22 protein-coding genes are annotated in these 22145 nt (G+C 66.6%); 14 read left to right on the forward strand and 8 right to left on the reverse strand.

What is annotated here, in order from left to right; genetic code table 11:
- Positions 1–16: 16 nt before the first annotated feature.
- Positions 17–520 carry a hypothetical protein gene (locus KUW17_RS09710; protein ID WP_222478441.1) on the forward strand — a complete coding sequence of 168 codons (504 nt, stop codon included), beginning with the start codon at positions 17–19 and terminating at the stop codon, positions 518–520.
- A gap of 19 nt (positions 521–539) precedes the next feature.
- Here the strand turns inward: KUW17_RS09710 and KUW17_RS09715 are convergent, their stop codons facing one another.
- On the reverse strand, positions 540–974 hold the full coding sequence (locus KUW17_RS09715; protein ID WP_222478443.1) for a DUF4174 domain-containing protein: 435 nt from the start codon (positions 972–974) through the stop codon (positions 540–542).
- 177 nt (positions 975–1151) lie between these two features.
- On the opposite strand from KUW17_RS09715, the gene KUW17_RS09720 reads away from it, so the two are divergent.
- The 7 genes from KUW17_RS09720 (at position 1152) to KUW17_RS09750 (ending at position 7853) form a co-directional block, all read left to right on the forward strand.
- Positions 1152–2084 carry a hypothetical protein gene (locus tag KUW17_RS09720; protein ID WP_222478445.1) on the forward strand — a complete coding sequence of 311 codons (933 nt, stop codon included), beginning with the start codon at positions 1152–1154 and terminating at the stop codon, positions 2082–2084.
- Positions 2050–4179 (forward strand): methylmalonyl-CoA mutase, encoded by a 2130-nt coding sequence (gene scpA / locus KUW17_RS09725; RefSeq protein WP_222478447.1) that lies wholly within the window; start codon positions 2050–2052, stop codon positions 4177–4179. The genes KUW17_RS09720 and scpA overlap by 35 nt, the downstream gene beginning before the upstream one ends.
- A gap of 291 nt (positions 4180–4470) precedes the next feature.
- The gene (locus tag KUW17_RS09730; RefSeq protein ID WP_222478449.1) at positions 4471–4959 is read left to right on the forward strand and encodes an MAPEG family protein; all 489 of its coding nucleotides are present in this window, start codon (positions 4471–4473) and stop codon (positions 4957–4959) included.
- 83 nt (positions 4960–5042) lie between these two features.
- A complete protein-coding gene (locus KUW17_RS09735) occupies positions 5043–5651 on the forward strand; it encodes a VOC family protein (RefSeq protein ID WP_222478451.1) in 609 nt (202 codons plus the stop codon).
- Entirely contained in the window at positions 5648–6169 is a 522-nt protein-coding gene (locus KUW17_RS09740; protein ID WP_222478453.1) for a GNAT family N-acetyltransferase, read from the forward strand. Before KUW17_RS09735 ends, KUW17_RS09740 begins: the two co-directional genes overlap by 4 nt.
- Positions 6170–6178: 9 nt before the next feature.
- On the forward strand, positions 6179–6877 hold the full coding sequence (locus KUW17_RS09745; protein ID WP_222478455.1) for a molecular chaperone DjiA: 699 nt from the start codon (positions 6179–6181) through the stop codon (positions 6875–6877).
- On the forward strand, positions 6858–7853 hold the full coding sequence (locus KUW17_RS09750; RefSeq protein ID WP_222478457.1) for an endonuclease/exonuclease/phosphatase family protein: 996 nt from the start codon (positions 6858–6860) through the stop codon (positions 7851–7853). The genes KUW17_RS09745 and KUW17_RS09750 overlap by 20 nt, the downstream gene beginning before the upstream one ends.
- Positions 7854–7926: 73 nt before the next feature.
- Here KUW17_RS09750 and KUW17_RS09755 read toward each other — a convergent pair whose 3' ends face one another.
- On the reverse strand, positions 7927–9057 hold the full coding sequence (locus KUW17_RS09755) for an exo-alpha-sialidase (RefSeq protein WP_222478459.1): 1131 nt from the start codon (positions 9055–9057) through the stop codon (positions 7927–7929).
- Positions 9058–9202: 145 nt separating this feature from the next.
- Between KUW17_RS09755 and KUW17_RS09760 the strand changes: the two genes are divergently transcribed.
- Positions 9203–9583, forward strand: a complete 381-nt coding sequence (locus tag KUW17_RS09760; RefSeq protein ID WP_222478460.1) for a hypothetical protein — start codon at positions 9203–9205, stop codon at positions 9581–9583.
- Between the two features lie 43 nt (positions 9584–9626).
- On the opposite strand, the gene KUW17_RS09765 is transcribed toward KUW17_RS09760, so the two are convergent.
- The 5 genes from KUW17_RS09765 to KUW17_RS09785 form a co-directional block, all read right to left on the reverse strand.
- Positions 9627–11219: a Ppx/GppA family phosphatase gene (locus KUW17_RS09765; protein WP_222478462.1), complete on the reverse strand. Its 1593-nt coding sequence runs from the start codon at positions 11217–11219 to the stop codon at positions 9627–9629.
- A gap of 52 nt (positions 11220–11271) precedes the next feature.
- Positions 11272–11979, reverse strand: a complete 708-nt coding sequence (locus tag KUW17_RS09770; protein ID WP_222478464.1) for an HdaA/DnaA family protein — start codon at positions 11977–11979, stop codon at positions 11272–11274.
- Positions 11980–11983: 4 nt separating this feature from the next.
- The gene (locus KUW17_RS09775; protein ID WP_222478466.1) at positions 11984–13072 is read right to left on the reverse strand and encodes an AI-2E family transporter; all 1089 of its coding nucleotides are present in this window, start codon (positions 13070–13072) and stop codon (positions 11984–11986) included.
- 313 nt (positions 13073–13385) lie between these two features.
- A complete protein-coding gene (locus KUW17_RS09780) occupies positions 13386–14363 on the reverse strand; it encodes an isopenicillin N synthase family dioxygenase (RefSeq protein WP_222478468.1) in 978 nt (325 codons plus the stop codon).
- Complete coding sequence (locus KUW17_RS09785) at positions 14360–15724, reverse strand: FAD-dependent oxidoreductase (protein ID WP_222478470.1); 1365 nt, start codon at positions 15722–15724, stop codon at positions 14360–14362. Before KUW17_RS09785 ends, KUW17_RS09780 begins: the two co-directional genes overlap by 4 nt.
- Before the next feature lie 218 nt (positions 15725–15942).
- Here KUW17_RS09785 and KUW17_RS09790 point away from each other — a divergent pair, with 218 nt between their 5' ends.
- The 3 genes from KUW17_RS09790 (at position 15943) to KUW17_RS09800 (ending at position 19306) form a co-directional block, all read left to right on the forward strand.
- The gene (locus KUW17_RS09790) at positions 15943–16986 is read left to right on the forward strand and encodes an Ldh family oxidoreductase (protein ID WP_222478472.1); all 1044 of its coding nucleotides are present in this window, start codon (positions 15943–15945) and stop codon (positions 16984–16986) included.
- Between the two features lie 230 nt (positions 16987–17216).
- Positions 17217–18572 carry a proline--tRNA ligase gene (proS, locus tag KUW17_RS09795; protein WP_222478474.1) on the forward strand — a complete coding sequence of 452 codons (1356 nt, stop codon included), beginning with the start codon at positions 17217–17219 and terminating at the stop codon, positions 18570–18572.
- 110 nt (positions 18573–18682) lie between these two features.
- A complete protein-coding gene (locus KUW17_RS09800) occupies positions 18683–19306 on the forward strand; it encodes a GDSL-type esterase/lipase family protein (protein ID WP_222478476.1) in 624 nt (207 codons plus the stop codon).
- A 14-nt stretch (positions 19307–19320) separates the two neighbouring features.
- On the opposite strand, the gene KUW17_RS09805 is transcribed toward KUW17_RS09800, so the two are convergent.
- Entirely contained in the window at positions 19321–19809 is a 489-nt protein-coding gene (locus tag KUW17_RS09805; protein ID WP_222478478.1) for an HPP family protein, read from the reverse strand.
- 291 nt (positions 19810–20100) lie between these two features.
- Here KUW17_RS09805 and KUW17_RS09810 point away from each other — a divergent pair, with 291 nt between their 5' ends.
- A complete protein-coding gene (locus tag KUW17_RS09810; RefSeq protein ID WP_222478480.1) occupies positions 20101–21387 on the forward strand; it encodes a lipoprotein-releasing ABC transporter permease subunit in 1287 nt (428 codons plus the stop codon).
- Positions 21380–22063, forward strand: coding sequence for an ABC transporter ATP-binding protein (locus KUW17_RS09815; protein WP_222478482.1), 684 nt, complete (start codon positions 21380–21382; stop codon positions 22061–22063). The genes KUW17_RS09810 and KUW17_RS09815 overlap by 8 nt, the downstream gene beginning before the upstream one ends.
- The last annotated feature ends 82 nt before the right edge of the window (positions 22064–22145 follow it).

The following is a 22145-nucleotide window of genomic DNA, read 5'->3' on the forward strand; positions in this document are numbered from 1 at the left end:
GATCCCAAGGTGCCGCATGACCCGTCTTCTCGCCTGTCTCTTGTCCGCTCTGGCACTTTTGTCCGCCTGCGCGCTGGACAAGGAAGAGGCGCTGCGCGCCCAGCTTTCCGCCTGGGTGGAACTGGGGGAGACGTTCTTCTTCCAAAGCTCGATGAGCTGCACCGCAGCGGTGTTCCACACCGCGGAAAACCCGCGCATCACGTCCCTGGTGGACCGCGCCCGCTCGCTCAACACCGGCATGAAGATGCTGGAGGCCGGCCAGCCGGTGATGTTCGCGGTCTCCGGCAAGTCCCCCAATGCGGTGACAGAGGACATCATGTCCCGCGATCTGCCGCAGGGGCTGGGGGTTCTGAATTCGGGGCTGGCGGGCGTCAGCTGCATGACCGATCTGGTCAAATCCGTCTACTACCAGGCGATCCGCAATCCCGCCTCCAGCCTGGTCTTCGTGCCGGAAACAGGCGCGATGGTGGTGTTGGACAAACAGGCGATGGCGCTGATCTACGTCCGCGGCAACGGCTGACCGGACCTGCCGGGCGGGCTCAGCCGCCGCGCCGCTCTTCCACTTCGCGCAGCCGTTCCGGGAACTTGTCGATGGTGCGGGACAGCTCGCGCACCGTCCAGGGGTGCGGCTTGCGCAGCTTGACGCCGCCGTCTTTGCCCACCAGCACCAGCATGAAACCGCGCGGCCGCAGCTTCTTGCGCAGGGCTGATTTGGCGGCCGGATCGGTATCGGTCAGCACCACCACATCGCGCTCCTTCAGCGCCTCAATGCCCTCCATCAGCCGCTCCATCTGCTCATGGAACCGCGGGTCCTCGGGGCTGTCGGCAAACACCACCACCGGGCGGTGGGTCCACTGGAATTCGTCCAGCTCCACATCATACCCGGGCTGTATCAGTTCAGGGGCACTGCCATCCGCCGCAACAGCCGCCAGCGGCAGGAAACCTGCCAAAACAACGCTTAGGATTGCTCTCATGATCTCTCCTGTTGTGTTGAATATATGTGCGCAGGCGGCAAATGCGACTGTGAAATCCGCAGCTTGGCGAAAAAACATTATCGTTAACGGGATAATGAGGGGTTACCGGCCATGATCGTGCCATTCCCCTTGACCGGGCTGCGGCCTGCGGCCCTCCAGCAGAGGTCCCGAAGCACGATGAAAGTGATCCTTCACACCGGCGCGCACCGCTGCGCCACCACTTCGTTTCAGGAATACATGCGCCAGAACGCGCAGCCGCTGGCCCGCCAGGGCATCGGCTTCTGGGGGCCGCACCGCACCCGCGGCGGGCTGTTCCACGGCATCCAGCCGGGCCCGGCGCCGGCCAACGGCCGCGATCTGGTGCAGCGCGCCCAGGGGCGGCTGCAGATCCAGATGGCATCCTGCCGCGAACGGGGCGTCCAGCAGCTGCTGGTCAGCGAGGAGAACATGCTCGGCTCGGTCCGCGCCAACCTGCGCATCGGCGATCTCTACAGCGGCGCGGGAGAGCGGATGGCGCGGATGTTCCAGGCCTTCGGCGGCGCGGTCACGGATGCGGCGCTCTCGATCCGCAGCCTCGACAGCTACTGGACCTCGGCGCTGGCCTATGCGGTGGCGCGCGGCCACAAGCTGCCGTCCGCGGGTGGGCTGGACCGGCTGGCGCAGGCGCCGCGCAGCTGGCGCGACGTGATCACCGACATCGCCTGCGCGATGCCCGGCGTGCGCCTGCACGTGCTGCCGTTCGAAACCTTCGGCTCCCGGCCCGAGGCGGCGCTGGCCGCCGTGACCGGCATCGAGGCGCCGCGCACCCATGCCCGGGTGCGCCTCAATGCCTCGCTCTGCCTGCAGGACCTGCGCGCCAGCGTGCCGTCCGCTGTGGCGGCAGACCTGCCGCAGGGCAGCGGCCGCTGGCGCCCCTTCGACGACGCGCAAACAGCCTCCCTGCGCGAGGCGTATGCCGACGACATCATGTGGCTGGCTGCCGGGGCGGACGGCCTCGCAACGCTGGTGCATGACCCGGATAAACAGGCGGCGGGCACGAACCCGCCCGATATCGGACTGACAAGAGGAAGACCTGATGACAAACAAAGACGAATGGCGGGCTCTGGCTGAGAAAGAGCTGCGCGGACGGGCGGTCGACGACCTCAACTGGCAGACGCTGGAAGGCATCGAGGTCAAGCCGCTCTACACCGAAGACGACACCCGGGATCTGCCCCACATGGGCACGCTGCCCGGTTTCGGCCCCTTCACCCGCGGGGTGAAGGCCACCATGTACGCAGGCCGCCCCTGGACCATCCGCCAGTACGCGGGCTTCTCCACGGCGGAGGAATCCAACGCCTTCTACCGCCGCAACCTGGCCGCGGGCCAGCAGGGCGTCTCGGTCGCCTTCGACCTCGCCACCCACCGCGGCTATGACAGCGACCACCCGCGCGTGGTCGGCGATGTCGGCAAGGCCGGCGTTGCCATCGACAGCGTCGAAGACATGAAGATCCTGTTCGACGGCATCCCGCTCGACAAGGTCTCGGTCTCGATGACCATGAACGGCGCGGTGATCCCGGTGCTGGCCTCCTTCATCGTCGCGGGCGAGGAGCAGGGCCACGACCGGTCGGTCCTTGCGGGCACCATCCAGAACGACATCCTCAAGGAGTTCATGGTCCGCAACACCTATATCTATCCGCCGAAACCCTCGATGCGGATCATCTCGGATATCATCGAGTACACCTCGAACGAGATGCCCAAGTTCAACTCCATCTCGATCTCCGGCTACCACATGCAGGAGGCCGGCGCGAACCTGGTGCAGGAGCTGGCCTACACCATCGCCGATGGCCGCGAATACGTGCGTGCCGCTTTGGACGCCGGCATGGACGTGGACAAATTCGCAGGGCGGCTGTCGTTCTTCTTTGCGATCGGCATGAACTTCTTCATGGAAATCGCCAAGCTGCGCGCCGCCCGAACCCTGTGGCACCGGGTGATGACCGAATTCGGCGCCAAGTCCGAACGCTCCAAGATGCTGCGCACCCACTGCCAGACTTCCGGCGTTTCGCTGCAGGAGCAGGATCCCTACAACAACGTGATCCGCACCGCCTATGAGGCGATGTCGGCGGTGCTTGGCGGCACCCAGTCGCTGCACACCAACGCGCTGGACGAGGCCATCGCGCTGCCCACCGACTTCTCCGCCCGCATTGCCCGCAACACCCAGCTGGTGCTGCAGGAGGAAACCGGCGTCACCAATGTGGTCGACCCGCTGGCCGGCTCCTACTACATCGAAAGCCTGACGGCTGAGCTGGTGGAGAAGGCCTGGGCGCTGATGGAAGAGGTCGAGGAAATGGGCGGCATGACCAAAGCCGTCGAGAGCGGCATGCCCAAGCTGCGCATCGAGGAATCGGCTGCCCGCCGCCAGGCGATGATCGACCGCGGCGAAGAGGTGGTCGTCGGCGTCAACAAGTACCGCAAGGACAAGGAAGACCCGATCGACATCCTCGACGTCGACAACCACGCGGTGCGCGACGCCCAGATCGCCCGCCTGCAGAAGATGCGCGAGACCCGCGACGAGGCCGCCTGCCAGGCGGCGCTCGATGAACTGACCCGCCGCGCCAAGGACGGCAGCGGCAACCTGCTGGAAGCAGCTGTCGAAGCCGCCCGCGCGCGGGCCTCAGTCGGAGAGATCTCCATGGCGATGGAAAAGGAATTCGGCCGCCACCGCGCCGAGGTGAAAACCCTGGCCGGCGTTTACGGCGCCGCCTATGAGGGCGACGAGGGCTTTGCCGCGATCCAGAAATCGATCGAGGAATTCGCCGAGGAAGAAGGCCGCCGCCCGCGTTTGCTGGTGGTGAAAATGGGCCAGGACGGCCACGACCGCGGCGCCAAGGTGATCGCAACCGCCTTTGCCGACATCGGTTTCGACGTCGACGTGGGCCCGCTGTTCCAGACCCCGGAGGAGGCCGCCCAGGACGCCATCGACAACGACGTCCACGTGATCGGCATCTCCAGCCAGGCCGCGGGCCACAAGACGCTGGCGCCGCAGCTGGTCGAGGCGCTGAAAGCCGAAGGCGCAGGCGACATCATCGTGATCTGCGGCGGGGTGATCCCGCAGCAAGACTACGAGTTCCTGTACTCCAAGGGCGTCAAGGCGATCTTCGGCCCCGGCACCAACATCCCGGAAGCGGCCCAGGACATCCTGCGCCTGATCCGCGAAGCCCGCACTTAAGCAAGCACAGCTTCTGCGGGGCAGGGGAGGTTCTCCCGCACCCGCAGGTGCCCGCCCTCCGGGCCGCCCCTTGGCGGCTTTGGGTCCGGCAGCCCGCCCCGATCGGGCGGGCTGCCTGCATCGCGCGGAGGCGTGATACCGCGCCCAACCGGCACGGATGTGCCGCAGGCACAGGCAGCGCCGGGCGGGAGCGCCTGTTTTCCAATAATGTGATGCCGCCAGCCGCAGCTTTCCGCCGGGGCCGCCGCGGCACGGCTTGGCAAACCGGTGACGCGGTGGTTGAGTGGCGCCATGCTGCGATCCAAACGCCCCCAGATATTGACCGGCATGACCCTCGGCGCCCTTTGGGGCGTGCTGATCATCGGCCTGCCGCAATGGCTGGGCCTGCCCTATATCCCGGCGCCCATCGCCTTGCCCGGCGCCTTCCTCGCGCCGGGGCTGGTGCTGGCGCTGATGATCGGCCGTCTGGCCCAGCGGCGGTTCTTCGATGATGCCATCATCGACGGAGAGCCTTTTGCGCCCGGCTCCGCGGCAGAAACCGATCAGCGGGTGCTCACCAACACGGTGGAGCAGCTGGTGCTGGCGCTGGCCATCTGGCCGTTTGCCGCCGTCACCCTGGGCGGCGCCGTGGCCATCGCCCTCGGCCTTTCCTTCGCGCTCATGCGGCTGTTGTTTTGGGGCGGCTACCACCTGTCGCCGCCCTTGCGGGGGCTGGGTTTTGCCGGGACGTTTTACCCGACGGTGATTGCCGGGATCTGGGCGCTGGCAGCCTGGGCCTAGATGAACAACTGCACGCGCCTGAAATCCCGCCTTGCGCCCCGCCGCTGTCCGGCTAGTCTCTGCGCCAAAAGGGGAGGGTGGAAATGATACTTGATCACCTCGCGGTGGCTGGCGCAACGCTGGAAGAGGCAATTGCCCACACCGAAGACGCGCTCGGCATCACCCTCGGCCCCGGTGGTTCCCATGCCCGCTATGGCACCCACAACCGGCTGATCGGGCTGGAGGGTGGCCTCTATCTGGAAGCCATTGCCGTCGACCCGGACGCCCAGCCGCAAGAGCAGCCGCGCTGGTTCAACCTCGACCGCTTCACCGGCCCGGCGCGGCTCAGCAACTGGATCCTGCGCAGCGAGGACCTGGCGGCAGAGATGCCTCTGCTGCCGCCCCATGCGCAGCGCCATGTCGCCATGCAGCGGGGGGATCTCCGCTGGCTGATGACGGTGCCCGCGGACGGGCTGCTGCCCTATGACAACCTGTTCCCCGCGGCTCTGCAGTGGCAGGCCGAGCCGCCAGCCGCCAAGCTGCCGCAATCACGCTGCCGCCTGACCCGCCTGACCCTCAGCCACCCTGAAGCCGCAGGCCTGCAAGCCGCGCTGAACCGCATCATCAGCGACCCGCGCATTCAGGTGGAGCAGGGCGCGCCCGCGATGATGGCGGAATTCGGCACGCCGCACGGGGCGAGGGTGCTCAGATGATCATCCGCCCGGCAACCGAGGCCGACTCTGAGGCCGTCTGCGCCATCGCCAACTGGGTGATCCGCGACACGCTAGCCACCTTCAACACCATTGAAAAGACGCCGCAGGACGTGCGCCGGCAGATCGCCGCCAGCAAGGGCCGGTACCTGGTGGCAGATCAGGACGGGGAGATTCTCGGCCATGCGCATTTCTTCCCGTTCCGCTCCGGCCCCGGCTACCGCTTTACGGCAGAACACACCATCCACCTGCTGCCCGCGGCGCAAGGGCAGGGCGCAGGCCGCCGCCTGATGCAGGCATTGGAGGAGAAGGCGAAAGAGGCGCAGATCCACGTGCTGATCGCCAGCGTCAGCAGCGCCAATCCCGCGGCAATCGCCTTTCACGCCGCCTTGGGCTACGTGGAAACCGCCCGGATGCCGGAGCTTGGTTGCAAGAACGGCCTCTGGCTCGACACTGTTTTCATGCAGAAAATCCTGACGCCCGGTATTCCCGCCCCTGACAGTGCCGGCAATCCCGGATAGGCTGATCCCATGTCGCTCTGGACCCGCATATCCGACGCGCTGGCCGCGCTTGCCGCAGGCGAAAGCCTGACGGAGGTTTTCGACCGCCTGCGCGCGCCGCCCGAACGCACCGTGGCCTTTGCCATCGCGGTGATTGCCCTTGGCGCCAAGATGGCCAAGGCCGACGGCCAGGTCACCCGCGATGAGGTCACCGCCTTCCGCGAGGTGTTCCAGATCGCCCAGGATGACGAGGCCGGCGCTGCCCGTGTCTTCAACATGGCGCGCACCGATGTCGCGGGCTACCAGGAATACGCCCGCCGCATCCAGCGGATGTTTGCCAACGACCCGACCACGCTGTGCGACCTGATGGAGGGGCTGTTTCACATCGCCATGGCGGATGGTTTCTACCACCCCGGCGAAAACGAGTTCCTGGAGGAGGTGAGCCGCATCTTCGGCCAGACCCCGCAGCAGTTCCAGGCCCTGCGCGCCCGCTTCGTGCCGGATGCGCCCAAGGATCCCTATACGGTGCTGGGGGTCTCCCCGGACATGCCGCGGGAGGAGATCCGCAAGCACTGGCGCAAGCTGGTGCGCGACACCCACCCGGATGCGATGATCGCCCGCGGGGTGCCGGAGGAGGCGGTGCGGCTGGCGGAGAAGCGGATGATCGACATCAACCGCGCCTGGGACGAGATCAGCGGATGCGGCGGAAATGCGGTTCGCAACCTATAATATCGAATGGTTCGCCTATCTGTTCGACAAGAACGACAGGCTGATGCTGGACGGCAAGCCGTCCGGCGTGCACGGCGTTGACCGCTATACCCAGGGACGCGCCATCGCCCATGTGCTGCGCCGCATCGACGCCGATGCGGTGATGGTGATCGAGGCGCCCAACACCGGCCGCACCCAGCGCACCACCCGCGCGCTGGAGGCCTTTGCGGCAGAGGCCGGCCTGCGCGCCCGCGAGGCGGTCAGCGGCTATCCCAACGACACCCATCAGGAAATCGCGCTGCTTTACGACCCGGATGTGCTGAACGCCCGCCACGATGCCCGCTCCAGCGCCGCCGCGCCGCGGTTCGACGGGGTGTTCGAGATCGACCTCGACGTGGATGAGCAGCTGGACCAGGTGGAATTCTCCAAGCCGCCGCTGGAGCTGGCGGTGACCACCAGAGGCGGCACCGCGCTGCGGATGATCGGCGCGCATCTGAAATCCAAGGCACCGCACGGGGCCAGAACCGCCGCAGAGATAACCGCCATGGCCATTGCCAACCGCCGCAAGCAGATGGCGCAGGCGATCTGGCTGCACCGCCGGGTGGCGGAGCATGCGGCCGCAGGCGAGCACGTGATGGTTCTGGGCGACCTCAACGACGGCCCCGGCCTTGACCAGTACGAACGCCTGTTCGGCCAGTCCTCGGTCGAGATCGTGATGGGGGATCTGCTGAACGACCCCCACGCGCAAGGCCTGCAGCAGCCGCGCCCGGACATTCCGCCCAGCACCTCGCGGTTCTACAACGCCGAGGACAAGCGGTTTATCCGGGCGCTGTTGGACTATGTGATGATCTCGCAAAGCCTGATGGCGATGCGCCCCGCATGGCGCATCTGGCACCCGTTCGAGGACGGCGAATGCTTCGCGGACGAGGACATGCGTCAGGCGCTGCTGGATGCCTCGGACCATTTTCCGGTGACGGTGGATATCGAGGTGGAGTGAGCGGGAGGGCAGTGCACCGCGCTTGCCCCTGAACACCGCGCCTTTGCTTGCTGCTCAGACGGCCCAAGCGGTGTCAAAGGGCCAGGGTCTCCACGGACAGGATTGTTGGCAGGTGGCGGGCGATTTCGGTCCAGCTTTCGCCTTCGTCGGCACTGGCAAAGACCGAACCCGAATTGGTTCCGAAATAGACGCCCGCCGCTGCGTCCGTGGCCATGGACTGGCGCAGCACGGTGAAGAAACAGGCGCCCTGCGGCAGCCCATCGCGCCTGGCCGCCCAGGTTTCCCCGCCATCGGTGGACTTCCAGACGGCGGCCGAGGCGTCGGGCGGAAACCGGCCGGCCGCGTCGCCGTTCAGCGGCAGCACCCAGATCACATCCGGGTCGCGGGGGTGCATTGCAACCGGGAAGCCAAAGGTCGACGGCAGCCCGGCCGTGATATCGCTCCAGGTGCGCCCGCCATCGGTGCTGCGGTAGGTGCCATGGTGATTTTGCTGATACAGCAGATCGCCGGGGCCGCGCTGCATATTGTGGACGCAGTGGCCGGTTTCACCGTCCCGCGGGGCCGCGGGGTGGCGGTGTTCCGTGCAGACCGTGTCATTGGACAGGCGGTTGCGGCGCTCCCAGCTGTTGCCGCCGTCCTCCGTTGCAAAAACCCCCGCCGCTGAGATGCCGAGCCAGAACTTGCCGGCGTCTGCCGGATCGCTCAGCATGGTGTGAAGAACCAGCCCGGCGGCGCCGGGGTTCCAGCTTTCGCGGGACGGATGGTTGTCGAGCGCGGTATTCCTCTCCCAGGTCCTGCCGCCGTCTTTGCTGGACAGCAATGCGGCCGGATTGGTGCCCGCATACAAAACCCCATGTGCGCGGTGCAGCGACCACACCGCCTTGAGATCGTCGAAGGGAACCTCGGCCGGCTCCCAATTGAAAAATGCTGCCGTTTCCGGGTCGGCGGCGGCCCATTCGTCGATCTGGCCATTTGACAGCTTCGACAGCTCCCAGGTCTCTCCATCCTCGCAGCGCCAGACCCCTGCACCAGGCCAATCGCCGCCGCCGCCGGCCCAAAGCGTGCCGCTGTCCGGGTCGCCTATCACATGATTGATGCACCAGCCGTCGCAGTGGGGGCCGGATACGGACCAGCCCTTGCCGTCCGGGGTCAGGACAAAGGCGCCTTTTGTCGTGCCGAGAAGAATGCGTGCAGATGCGGTCATACTTGCCCTCCAGGGGCAAGGATACCACAACCCTGCAGCGATGTCGCATCTGCGGGGGCAGCCCTGCTTGCCGCGGTGCCGCCGGTTGGGCAAGGTTTCGCAGCCCCCCTGTTACCCCAATCAAACCGCCCCTATATTATCCCTCATGAAACAGATCCTTCTGCCCGCCGCCCTCATTGCCCTGATGTCCGCGCCGCTTTCTGCCCAGGAAGCGGGGGAGGAGGACAGCGGCCCCTCGCTGATGGAGCGCGGGGCGGAGCTGTTCTGGGAGGGCCTGCGCCAGGAAATGGCGCCGGCGCTCGAAGACCTGCAGGGCATGATGGAGGAAATCGGCCCTTCGATGGCCGCCTTCCTGGCTGAGATGGGCCCGGCGCTGGCCGAAATCGCCCGCGAGGTGAAGGACTGGAGCGCCTATGAGCTGCCCGAGGTGCTGCCCAACGGCGACATCATCATCCGCAAGAAGCCCAAGGACAACGCGCCCGAAGAGAAAGACAAGGGCGAAGAGGAAGGCGTCACCGAAATCTGACGCTGCCCGGCGGTGTCCGCCGGCCCGGGCCGGCCGGGCTTGCTCAGCCTGCCTCGGCTTCTGCCTCCGGCGCGGGTTTGACGAAGCGCAGGTCAATCTCTGCATCCAGCGCCTTGGCCAGCGAATTCAGCCGGGATTCTGCGACCTCGCCATACAGCGGCCGGGCCGCGTCGGGCAGGTCCACATGTAGCACCCGCTTGCGCGGCTGCCAGCGCAATGAGCCGATCTCGCCGTTGCTGGTGACCATCAGCATCGCGCCGAAGCGCATCGCCTTGCCCAGAACCTCGGCCTCGTGCTGGCCCTTTTCGTCCAAGAGGTCATAGAGATATTCGAAGGAGCTGCCGCGCCGCTTGTTGCTGTAGCGGTGCAACAGCGCCAGGCCCAGGAACACCCGTTCGGAATGCTTGAGCCCGCCCAGGTTGGCGCGGGTGGCGTTGTCGAAACAGACCTCGGCGCGGTAGTCGGGATGCGCCCGCCAGCTGACGTCGTGCAGCAGGCAGGCGGCCTTGACCAGCCGCCGCTTGCTGTGCTTGGCGCCGCTGAAGATCGGGCTCACGAAATCATAGAGCGTCTTGCCGAAGCCCGGCACCCGGGCGTCCTTCATCTCGGCAAAGCGGGAGGCCTCGACCAGCGGGTCGCGGGCGCGCAGCCGCTGCGGCATCTGCTCGTACAGGAGGCCCTCGCGGATGCCGTAGCTGGAGACCGCGATGTCCTTGGGCTTGAAGGTATGGATAAGCCGGGTCAGCACGTCGATCGCATAGGGCACCAGCGACATCCGGCTGGAGGAGATGCCGCAGGCGTCGCGCAGCTTGTCGAGATCGCGTTTCTCGATGTAGCGGGCGGTTTCACGCACGTCGCTGGCGCTCATCCGGTATTCATGCAGCACCTTCAGCGGATAGCCGCGCCGGTGCATGTCGATGCGGGCAATCGCCCGCCAGCTGCCCCCGACCAGGAACAGGCGGTCGCGCTGGGTGCCCATCTCGGATTTCAGCTGCTCCATCACCGCGCGGATGTAGTCCTTGCGGCCCTTGCGCCCGCCCTTGATGTCGCGCAGCTTCAGCGGCCCCAGCGGCGAGGTCACCCGGCGGCCGACGGAATTTTCCTGGATCTCCGCCAGTTCCATCGAAGAGCCGCCGATGTCGCAGACCAGCCCGTAGGCGCCGGGCCAGCCCAAGAGCACACCCTGCGCCGACAGCCGCGCCTCCTCGCGGCCGTCGATGACGTGGATCCTGAGGCCGGTTTCGCGCAGAACTTCCTCGCAGAACTCCGGCCCGTCCTCGGCATCGCGCACCGCCGCGGTGGCCACCGCGGACAGGGGCGGCAGCCCCATGCCCTTGGCCAGATGCTGGAACCGGCGCAGCGCCGACAGCGCGCGGGCGCGGCCCTCGGGGTTCAGGCGGCCCGATTCCGACAGGCCCGCGCCAAGCGCGCACATGATCTTTTCGTTGTAGAAATAGGCCGGGCTGCGGGCGGCGCCGTCGAACACCACCAGCCGGACCGAGTTGGAGCCGACATCGACCACCCCCACCCGCGACAGCGCCCGGGCCTTGGGGTCATCAAAGATCGGACGCCCGAAGGGGCCCCAATCAGTTGCGGCGGCGGTGGCAGCGGCGGCGGGGTCCTGGGACAGGTTCATGAGGGCTCCGTCTTGCGATCCGCGGTCAGGATGGGGCATGGGCGGGCATGGGTCAACCGCTTGCGGATGCGTCATTTTCCGCAGCCTCTTCGCGCACTTCCGACAGCGCCCGCACCGCCAGAGGCCGGGTCAGGCTGCGTTTTTCCGCCAGCGACAGGCGGTCCAGCCGCCGCACCATCTGCGCCGCGGCGGCAAAGGAGCGGTCCATATGCGCCACCAGATAGGGAATCACATCCGGCTTGGGGGTGATCTGGCGGTCGTTGAACAGCTTGGCCAGCACCACCGCCAAGAGCTGGTCGTCGGGCGGCTGCAGCTCCGCATGGGTGGCGGCCTGCACCCGGCTTTGCAGGTCGGGCAGCGACAGCGCCCAGAGGTTCGGCGCGCCCTGGCCGGTCATCACGAGCGGATGGCCGTTTGCCAGCACCAGGTTGTGCAGGTGAAAGAGGGCGTTCTGCCGCGCGCTGTCGCCGGCGATCTGCGGCACGTCCTCAACCGCCACCGGGCCCTGCGCCAGCTCCGGCACGGCCTGTTCCGTCAGTTTGGCCGCGGCGATGATCCGGGCGCCGGTCTGGCTGGCCCAGACATGCGCCAGATGGGTCTTGCCCGCGCCCTTGGGGCCGGTCAGCACCAGCTTGCCGCTGGGCCAGGCGAACTGCGGGTCCAAGAGCGCCACTGCCATCGCGTTGGAGGGCGCGACAAAGAAATCCTCCCGCCCCAGCGCCGGTTTCGCCGGGAGATCAAAGCTCAGCTGCTGTGCCATGGGATCACTCCGCCCCCGCGTCCCGCTTTTCAGCACTGGGATGGCTCTGGCCCTGGTATAGGCGGCTGTCCAGGTACTGCTCGGTGACGAAGCGCGCGATCACCCCAAGCGCCGCCGCAACCGGCACCGCGACCAGCATGCCGACAAAGCCGAACAGCGCGCCGAACACCGACAGCGCCAGCAGCAGCCAGACCGGGTGCAAGCCAACCGAGCCGCCCACCAGCTTGGGGGTCAGGACGTTGCCCTCTGCCACTTGGCCGATGGCAAAAATTACCGCCACCAGCCCGATCGACACCCAGTCGCCCCAGAACTGGAACAGCGCCAGGCCGATGGCCAGCGCGCCGCCGATCAGGGCGCCGAGGTAGGGAATGAAGGTGACGAGGCCTGCGATGAAGCCGACCGCCAGGCCGAAGTTCAGCCCTACCAGCATCAGCGCCACCGCGTAATAGGTGCCGAGGATCAGGCAGACGGTGCCCATGCCGCGGATGAAGGAAGCAAGCACCGCGTCGATTTCACCGGCCAGGCGGCGGATCACCGGCTGGTGGTCGCGCGGCAGCAGCTCATCAATGCGGGCGACCATGCGGTCCCAGTCGAGCAGCAGGTAGACCGCCACCACCGGCACGATGACCAGCAGGATGACGATGTTCAGGAAAGACGCCGCGCCGCCCAGCACTGATTGCAGCACCTCCATCGCGCGGGACTGCAGCGTCTGCATAAAGGAGGTCACCGCCTGGTGAATGCGGCTGTTTTCCTCGAAGACAGAGGGGAAATGCTCGGTCGCAAAGGTGCGGGCATCGCGCACCAGCTGCGGCAGCACCTGGGCGAGGTCGATCATCTGCGAAATCAGTGTCGGTACCACCACAACAAGCAGCAGCAGGAAGATCAAGAGCGCCCCCACGGTGATGGTGGCGGTGGCGCCTGTGCGGCTCATGCCCCAGGCTTCCAGCCGGTCGGCCACCGGGTCGATCAGATAGGCGATGGCGGCGCCCAGCACGAAGGGCATCAGCACATTGCCAAGCGCCCACATCACCACCGCAAAGACAATGGCTGCGAGGCCCCAGTATTTCAGCTGCTGTTTTGCTGGTAGCGCCATGGTCCGCGTGCCGCCCTTGGTCCGTTTGCATCAGGATCTTGGCGCCAGTCTTCCCTGATGGGGCAGTGGCTTGCAAGGGGCGCGCGCGATTCCCCTGTGGGCAAGGCGGGGATAAGGCGGAAAAGGCCGGGGGCAAGTGGGGGATAGGAACTGCACCAACCCGTAAGCGCGCGCTTTGGTTTTTTGGTTCAGATCAGAAACCGAAGGGAAAGCGAAGTACCGAGGGCAGCGCCCGATCCTCGGGGCGGGTGCTGAAAGCGCCCTCCCCGTGGGGGAGGGGCAGGCGCTGCCCGGCCTTTCGGCCGTGCGGAACCTAGTTATGAAGGGTCCCCAGCTCCGGCGTGTCCGCGCCGGCGTCTTCATCCGGCCAGTTGGTGCGCCAGATCTCCGCGGACCAGTGGCCGCAATGCACCGAAGGCCGGTCAAAGCATTCAACCGGCGGCAGCAGCGGCGCCACTACCACGTCATGGCGCGGCACTGCGAAATAGGGGAAGGAGTAGCGCTCCTGCCCGGTCTTGTTCACCACCCGGTGCGGGGTGGAGACCAGCCGCCCGCCGGACCACAGCTCAAGCATGTCGCCGATATTGACGACAAAGCCGCCGGGCGGGCAGTCCGGGGTGATCCAGCCGCCGTCCCGCGTCTGCACCTCCAGGCCCCCGACCGGGTCCGGCGCGATGATGGTCAGCGCGTCGGTGTCCTTGTGCGGGTGAATGCCAAAGCCGTCCTCCTCCGGCGCCTGCGGCGGATAGTGCAGCAGGCTCATGTTGGTGAGCGGTTTCTCGAACGGCGCCTGAATCGCGGCCGGATCCAGCCCCAGCCCCTCTGCCAGCGCACCCAAGAGCAGGTGAAAGACGCCGTCCAGTTCTGCCCAGTAGCCGAGGATCACCTCGCGCGCCTCAGGCACCTCAACAGGCCAGCGGTTGGGGCCGTAAAGCGGGCAGGCGGCGCGGATGGGGTCATCCGCCGCTACCTCATGGTGCAGCTTGTAGCCCTCGTATTTGTCCGCCGTTCCCGATCCGTCGTTCGGGGTGAAGAACCCCATCGGGATATAGCCGCGGTAATTCTTCCGCGTAATCGCCTGATCCCACTTGGATTTCTCGGACACGGCAAAGATCGCCCGCACAACGCTGCGCACCCTCTCCACCGTTCCTGGCTGAACGCCGGTGCCGGTGATCGACAGAAAGCCGATGTCCTCAGCCGCCGCCAGAATGGCTGCGACGGATTCCTGCCGCTGCGGGTGGCCATCCTCCCGCAGCGGCGTGATGTCGATGGTGGGGATGGCTTGTGTCAATGGATCCGCACCCCCTGGCGCTTCAGCTCAGCCTGCACGGCGGAGATATCTACCGCGTCGAACTCGCAGCCCGATTTCACCGACAGCGCCGCGGCGACACCCGCGCCTTGTCCCGCCACGGCGCAGCAGGCCATGTTGCGGGTGGCGGCATGGGCGATCTTGTCACCGCCGATGGCGCGGCCGGTGACCAAGAGGCCCTGAACCCCCTTGGGCAGCATTGAGCGGTAGGGGATCTGCATGTAGCGCCCGGTGGTGGGCAGGATCAGCACCCCGTAGCCGTCGATGAACTCCGGGTAGATGCCGATGGTGTCCTCAAAGCGGCCCTGGTTGCGGGTTTCCTCCTCGGTGATGTTGTGAAAAGCGTCGATCTTGCGGGTGTCGCGGATGCCGATGGTCATGCCGAAGTTCCGCAGGCGTGCCCCCTCGCAGCCCGGGGTATAGGCGCGCAGGGCCTCAATCGCGTGCATCGCCTGTTTGCGCCCCTCGATCTCGCCCCGGGTCATGCTGTCGGGATCGGTGCCGTCGATGCCTGCCAGATGCACCAGGTTCATATAGGTCATCTCGCCACTGTCATGCACCGCGCCCCAGGTGCCGCCGATGGTGTTCAGATGCGCCGGGATCACCCCGTCGCGAATGGCCTGGCGGAACGGCTTGGCCAGAAAGGGGGAGAACATGTCGTCCTCCTTGCCGGAGGTCTCCACCTGCCATTCGCCGGTCGACCAGTTGGCATAGGTCTGCGGATCGGCCTTCACGCCGTCCATGAACTTCTGCTTGTCGACGCCCGCGATGTGGAACATCACGCTGGCCGCCTGCATCTGCTCCACCGGGGTCTTGAGGGTGGGCGCACCCATCATGTGAGCGATATCGGCGTCGCCGGTGGCGTCGACCACCCGTTTCGCCAGAATGGCCTCGCGGCCCGCCTTGCTCTCGACAATCACCCCGGTGATCCGGCTGCCCTCGCGGATCGGCGCCACGAACACCCGGTGCAGCATCGGGTGGATGCCGGCTTCCTCGACCAGCTTGTCGGCCACCAGCTTGAAGCCCTCGCTGTCCAGCTCATAGCTGAGCGACTGGCTTTCGGGCACCGCCGCGCCCATCGCCTTGGCGCGTTCTTCGAACTCCCAGCCGATGCCGCCGGCCTCCACCGTTTCTTCGTGCCGGTACCAGGCAAAGCCCTCGACCCCCACGGTGGTTATATTGCCGCCAAAGCAGCCGAAGCGGTCCATCAGCGTGACCTCCACGCCAGCCCGTGCTGCTGCCAGCGCCGCCGCCAGCCCGCCGGGGCCGGAACCCACGACCAGCACCTCGGTTTCATGAATGACCGGAATTTCCCGTGCCGGCTCAGTAATGGTCTTGGCCACGTCTCTCGTCTCCCTTGTCCCTGTGTGAGAGCGGTGTTTCCGGTAACAGTTTCGAATCTTGAACGGCGGTTCAAGTTCTTTTGCGCCACGATGGCTGAAAAGCGGCATTGAGAAGGGGAAGAGGGAGGAAACCGGAGGCCATGCCGCAAACAGGTGCGGCGGGCCGGGGGCGCGGCGTACTCTGACTTGGCAGGACAGGCCAGAGAGGATGATTCGGCATGGCACGCAGCAAGTACAGCAAGGACACGCCGCGGGCGGCGGTGCCGCAGCTTGAGGCCTTCCGCATTGCCGAGGCCATCCTGATTGCCAAGGGCTGCCCCGTGGATATCGCGTCAGAGGTGGCGGCGCATCTGGTCGATTCGGATCTGTCGGGGGTGGAATCCCACGGTGTGTGGCGGATCCTGCCTTATGCCGGGTATTACGACAGCGGCTACCTGGCCGCCGAGGTGCGCCCGGAGCTGCAGCAGAACGCCCGCGGCGCCTGGAGCGTCACCGGCAACGGCGGCATCGGCATTCCGGCGATGTCGATTGCAATCCGCGATGTGGTCGCGCGGGCGCAGGAGACCGGCATCGCGGCGATTGCTGTCACTGAGGCCGGCCATACCGGGCGGCTGGGGGCCTTTGCCGAATATGCCGCCGAACAGGGCTGCCTGGCGATCATCATCGGCGGCGGCGGGCGCGAGGCCTGGCGGCTGGTGGCGCCTTACGGCGGGCGCAAGGCGCTGATGTCCACCAACCCCTATGCCATCGGCATTCCCGGCGGCAAACGCGGGCCGGTGATCGTTGATTTCGCCACCTCGGCGGCGGCTGCGGGCTGGGTTTACGGCGCGCGGATCGCTGGCGCCAAGCTGCCGGAAGGCGTGCTGATCGACCGCGACGGCAACCCCAGCACCGACCCGGAGGCCTATTTCGAGGGCGGCGCCATCCTGACCGCGGGCGGCGCCAAGGGCTATGCGCTGTCGGTGGCCGCCGAGATGATCGCCGAGGCGATGCTGGGGCCGGTCACCACCGAATGCAATTGGCTGATGCTGGCGATGGACTGCAGCCTGTACCAGGAGCCCAGCCGCCTGCAGGAGATCGCCGAGGGCATTCTGGATGAATTCCGCAACTGCCCGCCGGGCCCCGGGTTCGACCGGGTCGAAATCCCCGGCGAGCGCGAGGCGGATGCGCGGGCGGAGAATGCGGAAAAGCCGATCCTGCTGCCGGAAGCGACCTGGGCGGAGATCCGGATGCTGGCAGAGGGGGTGGGGGTGGAGGTTTAGGGGCGCACCTTCTGCACCACGAGGCCCGGGACTGACCTTGGGAAGGTGCGAATGCGCCTTCCCGGGGGGAAGGTCAGGCGCGGGCCGTGCCGCTGCGCGCCACGTCCCAAGGGGCACAGCCTGGCACCGTTGCCATCCAGGACACCGCAATTGGATCATCCCCTTGCCCGCACCCCCGTCACCCACTAAACCGGGCGGGAACTCGAACCCACATCACCGATGGAGCCAAGATGCGCCTGTCCCGCTATTTTCTGCCGGTTCTGAAAGAGAACCCCTCGGAAGCCCAGATCGTCAGCCACCGGCTGATGCTGCGCGCCGGGATGATCAAGCAATCCGCCGCCGGGATCTATTCCTGGCTGCCGCTTGGCTTCAAGGTTCTGAAGAAGATCGAAAGCATCGTGCATGACGAGCAGATCCGCGCGGGCCATATCCCGATGCAGATGCCGACCATGCAGTCCGCCGACCTGTGGCGCGAGTCGGGCCGGTATGAGGCCTATGGCCAGGAGATGCTGCGGGTGCAGGACCGGCACGGCCGCGACATGCTGTTCACCCCCACCGCCGAAGAACTGATCACCGACATCTTCCGCGCCCATGTCAGCAGCTACAAGGACCTGCCGCTGACCATGTACCAGATCCAGTGGAAGTTCCGCGACGAGATCCGCCCGCGTTTCGGCGTGATGCGCGGCCGCGAATTCTACATGAAGGACGGCTACAACTTCGACCTGACCAAGGAAGACGCGCTGCACGCCTACAACCGCCACCTGGTCAGCTACCTGCGCACCTATGAGCGCATGGGGCTTCAGGCGATCCCGATGCGCGCCGACTCTGGCCCGATCGGCGGCGACGACACCCATGAATTCCTGGTGCTGGCCGAGACCGGCGAGTCCGAGGTGTTCTATGACAGCGCCGTCACCGACCTGACCTTCGGCGACCGCGAGATCGACTATGACAGCGTCGAGCAGTGCCAGGCGGTGCTGGAGGAGTTCACCTCCAAATACGCCCGCACCGATGAGACCCACGACGAGGCCCTGTTCAACCAGATCCCCGAGGAGCGCCGCCGGGTGGCGCGCGGCATCGAGGTCGGCCAGATCTTCTATTTCGGCACCAAGTATTCCGACGCGATGGGCGCCACAGTGCAAGGCCCCGACGGCAAGAACGTGCCGGTCCACATGGGTTCCCACGGGATCGGCGTCAGCCGCCTGCTGGGTGCGATCATCGAGGCCAGCCATGACGACAAGGGCATCATCTGGCCCGAGGGCGTGACCCCGTTCCACTGCGGCATCGTCAACCTCAAGCAGGGCGACGACGAGGCGGACGCCGCCTGCAACCAGCTCTATGCGGCGCTGACTGCCGCCGGTCTGGACCCGCTTTATGATGACCGCAACGAGCGCGCGGGCGGCAAGTTCGCCACCATGGACCTGATCGGTCTGCCCTGGCGCATCACCGTCGGCCCGCGCGGCCTGAAGAACGGCGTGGTGGAACTGACCTCCCGCCGCACCGGCGAGAGCGAGGAGCTGTCCCCGGAAGAGGCGGTGAAGAAGGTGGTCGAGGTCTACAAGGCGCACCCGACCGGGCGCGGCTTCTGAGCTTCGCCGCGCAACGGTTTGAAAAACATGGAAAGGGGGCCGGGCGGCTCCCTTTTTTCTTGCCCGCATCCCCCGTCCGCCGCAGGGTGCCGGAAACGGGAGGATACGGCATGAAACAGATTCTGGCTTTTGGCGACAGCCTGACCTGGGGCAGCGACCCGCACACCAGCGGGCGGCACCCCTATGGCGACCGCTGGCCGGTGGCGCTTGGCGCAGGCTTGGCGCAGGCCGTTGTTTTTGCCGAAGGCCTGCGCGGCCGCACCACGGTGCACGCGCGCCGCTCTGCCTGTGTCGAGATGCGCGGCGATGCGGTGCTGCCCATGCTGCTGCACAGCCACGCGCCGCTGGACCTGGCCGTGATCATGCTGGGCACCAATGACATTTACGAGGGCCACCCCAGCTATCTGATCCGCGACGGGCTGGAGCGGCTGGTGGAGATTATCCGCCACCACCCCTGGCGGCTGCCGGAGGCGGCGGAGCCGCAGGTGCTGCTGGTCTCGCCGCCGCCCATGAGCCTGTGCGAGGATCCCGATATCACGCCCCAGATGGTGGCGCAGTCCGAGGCGCTGGCGGAAGTGATCGAGCCGCTGGCGGACCGGCTGGGCTGCGGCTTCTTTGACGCAGCACAAGTGGCGCGGGCTTCCGACGCCGACGGCTACCACCTGGAGGGTGCGGATTCGCGGGCCCTGGGCGCGGCGCTGCGGGCGCCGGTGGCGGCGATGCTGGCGCTCTGACTGCGCGGCCGCGCTCAGCCGTGTTTCAGCGGGTATTCATGGCCGGAGACACGGTGGAACAGCGCGGCAATCGCCACCAGCGCGACGGCGCCGGTCAGCACCGGGAACAGCAGGAAGGAGATGCCGGGATCGGTGGCAAAGACCACCAGCGGATCGGCGCCTGCGGGCGGGTGGGTCAGCCGCAGCGCCGCCATCAGGGCAATCGACAGGCCCACCGCCAGTGCCAGCGCCCACCAGGTGTCCGGCAGCAGCGCGTTCAGGGCCAATGCCACGGCGGTGGCCAGAACATGGCCGCCGACCACATGCGCGGGCTGCGACAGCGGGCTGGCGGGCACCGAGAACAACAGCACGCAGCTGGCGCCGAAGGGGGCCATCAGCAGCAGGAGATTGGCGTGGGTGGTGAGCAGCGACAGCGCCGCAATTGCCAGAAATGCGCCGAGGCCTGCGGTGATCACCGTGCGCAGCGAAGGATGCGGCAGCGCGCGTTTGAAATACCTGTCCATGTCGTCCTTACCCGAGTTTGAAGCCGGAACCGGCCTGATAAAGCCTTGCCGGCGGGCAGATGCAAGGCAACGGGTATATGCGGCAGATCACATTGCGGTGACGCCGGGCGGGGCCTCGCTCAAGAGTTTTCAGAAAACTCCTGGCAAATCTTTTGACGAAAAGATTTGAGTTCGGTGCGGCAGCCGGTTCCGGCCCCGGCAGGCGGATTATCGGGCAGATATGCAACCGCACCTTGACCCCGGGCGTTAGGCAGCACAGTTTGCAGGCAAAATTTCCGGGCAGGACCCCATATGGCCACGACACCACCGCCGTTTTCCCGTTTCGAATGGATCATCGCCTGGCGCTACTTACGCGCCCGCAAGGCCGAGGGCGGGGTCAGCGTGATGACCTGGATCAGCCTCATCGGTATCACTCTGGCGGTGTTTGCGCTGATTGCCACGCTGGCAGTGCGCTCCGGATTCCGCTCCGAATTTGTCGGCACCATTCTGGGCGCCAATGCCCATGTCACCGTCTATTCCTATGGCGAGGTGAATGAGGCCGGGGTGCTGGACCGCAGCCTCAAGGACTACGAGGCGCTGGCAGAGACCGTTGCCGCGGTGCCGGGCGTCACCCGCGCCGCGCCGCTGGTCAAGGGACAGGTGATGGCAAACCTGCGCCAGCGCAATGCGGGCGTTGAGGTGTTCGGGATCTCTGCCGAGGACATTCAGGGCATCCCAGGCGTCGCGCAGAGCGAGGACGCCGTGGGCGACCTGGCGCGGTTCGGGGAGGGGATCGCCATCGGCTCCGGCGTGGCGCGGGAGCTGGGGGTGAGCGTCGGCGACAAGATCAAGCTGATCTCTCCCAACGGTGTGAAAACCGCCTTTGGCACCAGCCCGCGGGTGAATGCCTATGAGGTGGTCTATGTCTTCACTGCGGGCCGCTATGACATCGACCGTACCCGGGTCTATCTGCCCTTTGCCGAAGCCCAGAGCTTCTTCAACCGCGAGGGTGTCGCGGATGAGATTGAGGTGATGGTGGAAGACCCTGAAAACGTGGAGGAAATTGCGCTGCCGATCCTGACCGCGGCGGGTGGCGTTGCGGGCGTCTGGACCTGGCGCGATGCCTCAGGCGGGTTCCTGCGGGCCTTGGAGGTCGAGGACAACGTGATGTTCATCATCCTGTCGATCCTTGTCTTGATCGCGGCGATGAACATCGTCTCCGGCCTCATTATGCTGGTCAAGAACAAGGGCCGCGACATCGGCATCCTGCGCACCATCGGCCTCAGCGAAGGCTCGGTGATGCGGGTGTTCTTCATCTGCGGCGCCTTCACCGGCGTGATCGGCACCATCTGCGGCGTGGTGCTGGGCTGCCTGTTTGCGCTTTATATCGACCCGATCTTCTCCTTCGTGAACTACGTTATGGGCGGCGGCGTCTGGGACCCGTCGATCCGCGGCATCTATGCGCTGCCCGCCGAGCTGCGGCTGGCGGATGTGGTCTCGGCCACCGCGTTGTCTTTGGGCCTGTCGTTCTTCGTGACCATTTTCCCGGCCCGCCGCGCGGCGCGCCTCAACCCGGTGGAGGCGCTGCGCTATGAGTGAGATCACGCTGGAGCTGAAGGGGATCACCAAATCCTACCTGACCGGCACGCCGGGGCAGGTGGATGTGCTGCGCGGTGCGGATCTGTGCCTGCGGGCAGGCGAAGTGGTGGCGCTGGTGGCACCCTCGGGCGCGGGCAAGTCGACCTTGCTGCATATCGCGGGGCTGCTGGATACGCCGGACGCAGGCGAAGTGCGGGTGGCGGGCGAGGACGTGACCCGAAAGGGCGACCGCCGCCGCACCCGGGTGCGCCGTCAGGAGGTTGGGTTTGTCTACCAGTTCCACCACCTGCTGCCGGAATTCACCGCGCTGGAGAACATCGTGCTGCCGCAGCTGGCCAATGGTGCGGGGCAAAAGGCGGCGGTAGCGCGGGCGGCGCAGCTGTTGGGCACCGTGGGCCTTGCGGGCCGCGCCGATCACCGCCCGGCGGCGCTGTCGGGCGGCGAGCAGCAGCGGGTCGCTTTCTGCCGGGCGCTGGCCAATGCCCCGCGGGTGCTGCTGGCGGATGAGCCGACCGGGAACCTCGACCCCGCAACCTCCGACCAGGTGTTTGCAGCGCTGATGGAGCTGGTGCGCGGCACGGGGTTGTCGGCGCTGATTGCCACCCACAACCTGGATCTGGCGGCGCGGATGGACCGGCAGGTGAAGCTGGAGAACGGGCTGCTGGTGCCGGTTTAGGCGGCTTTTGAAAGGGCCGGGCAGGGCCCGTCCGCGGGTGGGCGGCGCTGACTGGGTTGTATGGCAGTTTATCCCGCCTGTT

Source organism: Leisingera aquaemixtae (genome assembly GCF_019801145.1).
Classification (GTDB): Bacteria; Pseudomonadota; Alphaproteobacteria; order Rhodobacterales; family Rhodobacteraceae; genus Leisingera; species Leisingera aquaemixtae_A.

Coding starts and splice junctions, on each gene's coding strand:
- KUW17_RS09710 (WP_222478441.1), top strand. CDS start 17: ATGACCCGTCTTCTCGCCTGTCTCTTGTCCGCTCTGGCACTTTTGTCC.
- KUW17_RS09715 (WP_222478443.1), bottom strand. CDS start 974: ATGAGAGCAATCCTAAGCGTTGTTTTGGCAGGTTTCCTGCCGCTGGCG.
- KUW17_RS09720 (WP_222478445.1), top strand. CDS start 1,152: ATGAAAGTGATCCTTCACACCGGCGCGCACCGCTGCGCCACCACTTCG.
- scpA (WP_222478447.1), top strand. CDS start 2,050: ATGACAAACAAAGACGAATGGCGGGCTCTGGCTGAGAAAGAGCTGCGC.
- KUW17_RS09730 (WP_222478449.1), top strand. CDS start 4,471: ATGCTGCGATCCAAACGCCCCCAGATATTGACCGGCATGACCCTCGGC.
- KUW17_RS09735 (WP_222478451.1), top strand. CDS start 5,043: ATGATACTTGATCACCTCGCGGTGGCTGGCGCAACGCTGGAAGAGGCA.
- KUW17_RS09740 (WP_222478453.1), top strand. CDS start 5,648: ATGATCATCCGCCCGGCAACCGAGGCCGACTCTGAGGCCGTCTGCGCC.
- KUW17_RS09745 (WP_222478455.1), top strand. CDS start 6,179: ATGTCGCTCTGGACCCGCATATCCGACGCGCTGGCCGCGCTTGCCGCA.
- KUW17_RS09750 (WP_222478457.1), top strand. CDS start 6,858: ATGCGGTTCGCAACCTATAATATCGAATGGTTCGCCTATCTGTTCGAC.
- KUW17_RS09755 (WP_222478459.1), bottom strand. CDS start 9,057: ATGACCGCATCTGCACGCATTCTTCTCGGCACGACAAAAGGCGCCTTT.
- KUW17_RS09760 (WP_222478460.1), top strand. CDS start 9,203: ATGAAACAGATCCTTCTGCCCGCCGCCCTCATTGCCCTGATGTCCGCG.
- KUW17_RS09765 (WP_222478462.1), bottom strand. CDS start 11,219: ATGAACCTGTCCCAGGACCCCGCCGCCGCTGCCACCGCCGCCGCAACT.
- KUW17_RS09770 (WP_222478464.1), bottom strand. CDS start 11,979: ATGGCACAGCAGCTGAGCTTTGATCTCCCGGCGAAACCGGCGCTGGGG.
- KUW17_RS09775 (WP_222478466.1), bottom strand. CDS start 13,072: ATGGCGCTACCAGCAAAACAGCAGCTGAAATACTGGGGCCTCGCAGCC.
- KUW17_RS09790 (WP_222478472.1), top strand. CDS start 15,943: ATGGCACGCAGCAAGTACAGCAAGGACACGCCGCGGGCGGCGGTGCCG.
- proS (WP_222478474.1), top strand. CDS start 17,217: ATGCGCCTGTCCCGCTATTTTCTGCCGGTTCTGAAAGAGAACCCCTCG.
- KUW17_RS09800 (WP_222478476.1), top strand. CDS start 18,683: ATGAAACAGATTCTGGCTTTTGGCGACAGCCTGACCTGGGGCAGCGAC.
- KUW17_RS09805 (WP_222478478.1), bottom strand. CDS start 19,809: ATGGACAGGTATTTCAAACGCGCGCTGCCGCATCCTTCGCTGCGCACG.
- KUW17_RS09810 (WP_222478480.1), top strand. CDS start 20,101: ATGGCCACGACACCACCGCCGTTTTCCCGTTTCGAATGGATCATCGCC.
- KUW17_RS09815 (WP_222478482.1), top strand. CDS start 21,380: ATGAGTGAGATCACGCTGGAGCTGAAGGGGATCACCAAATCCTACCTG.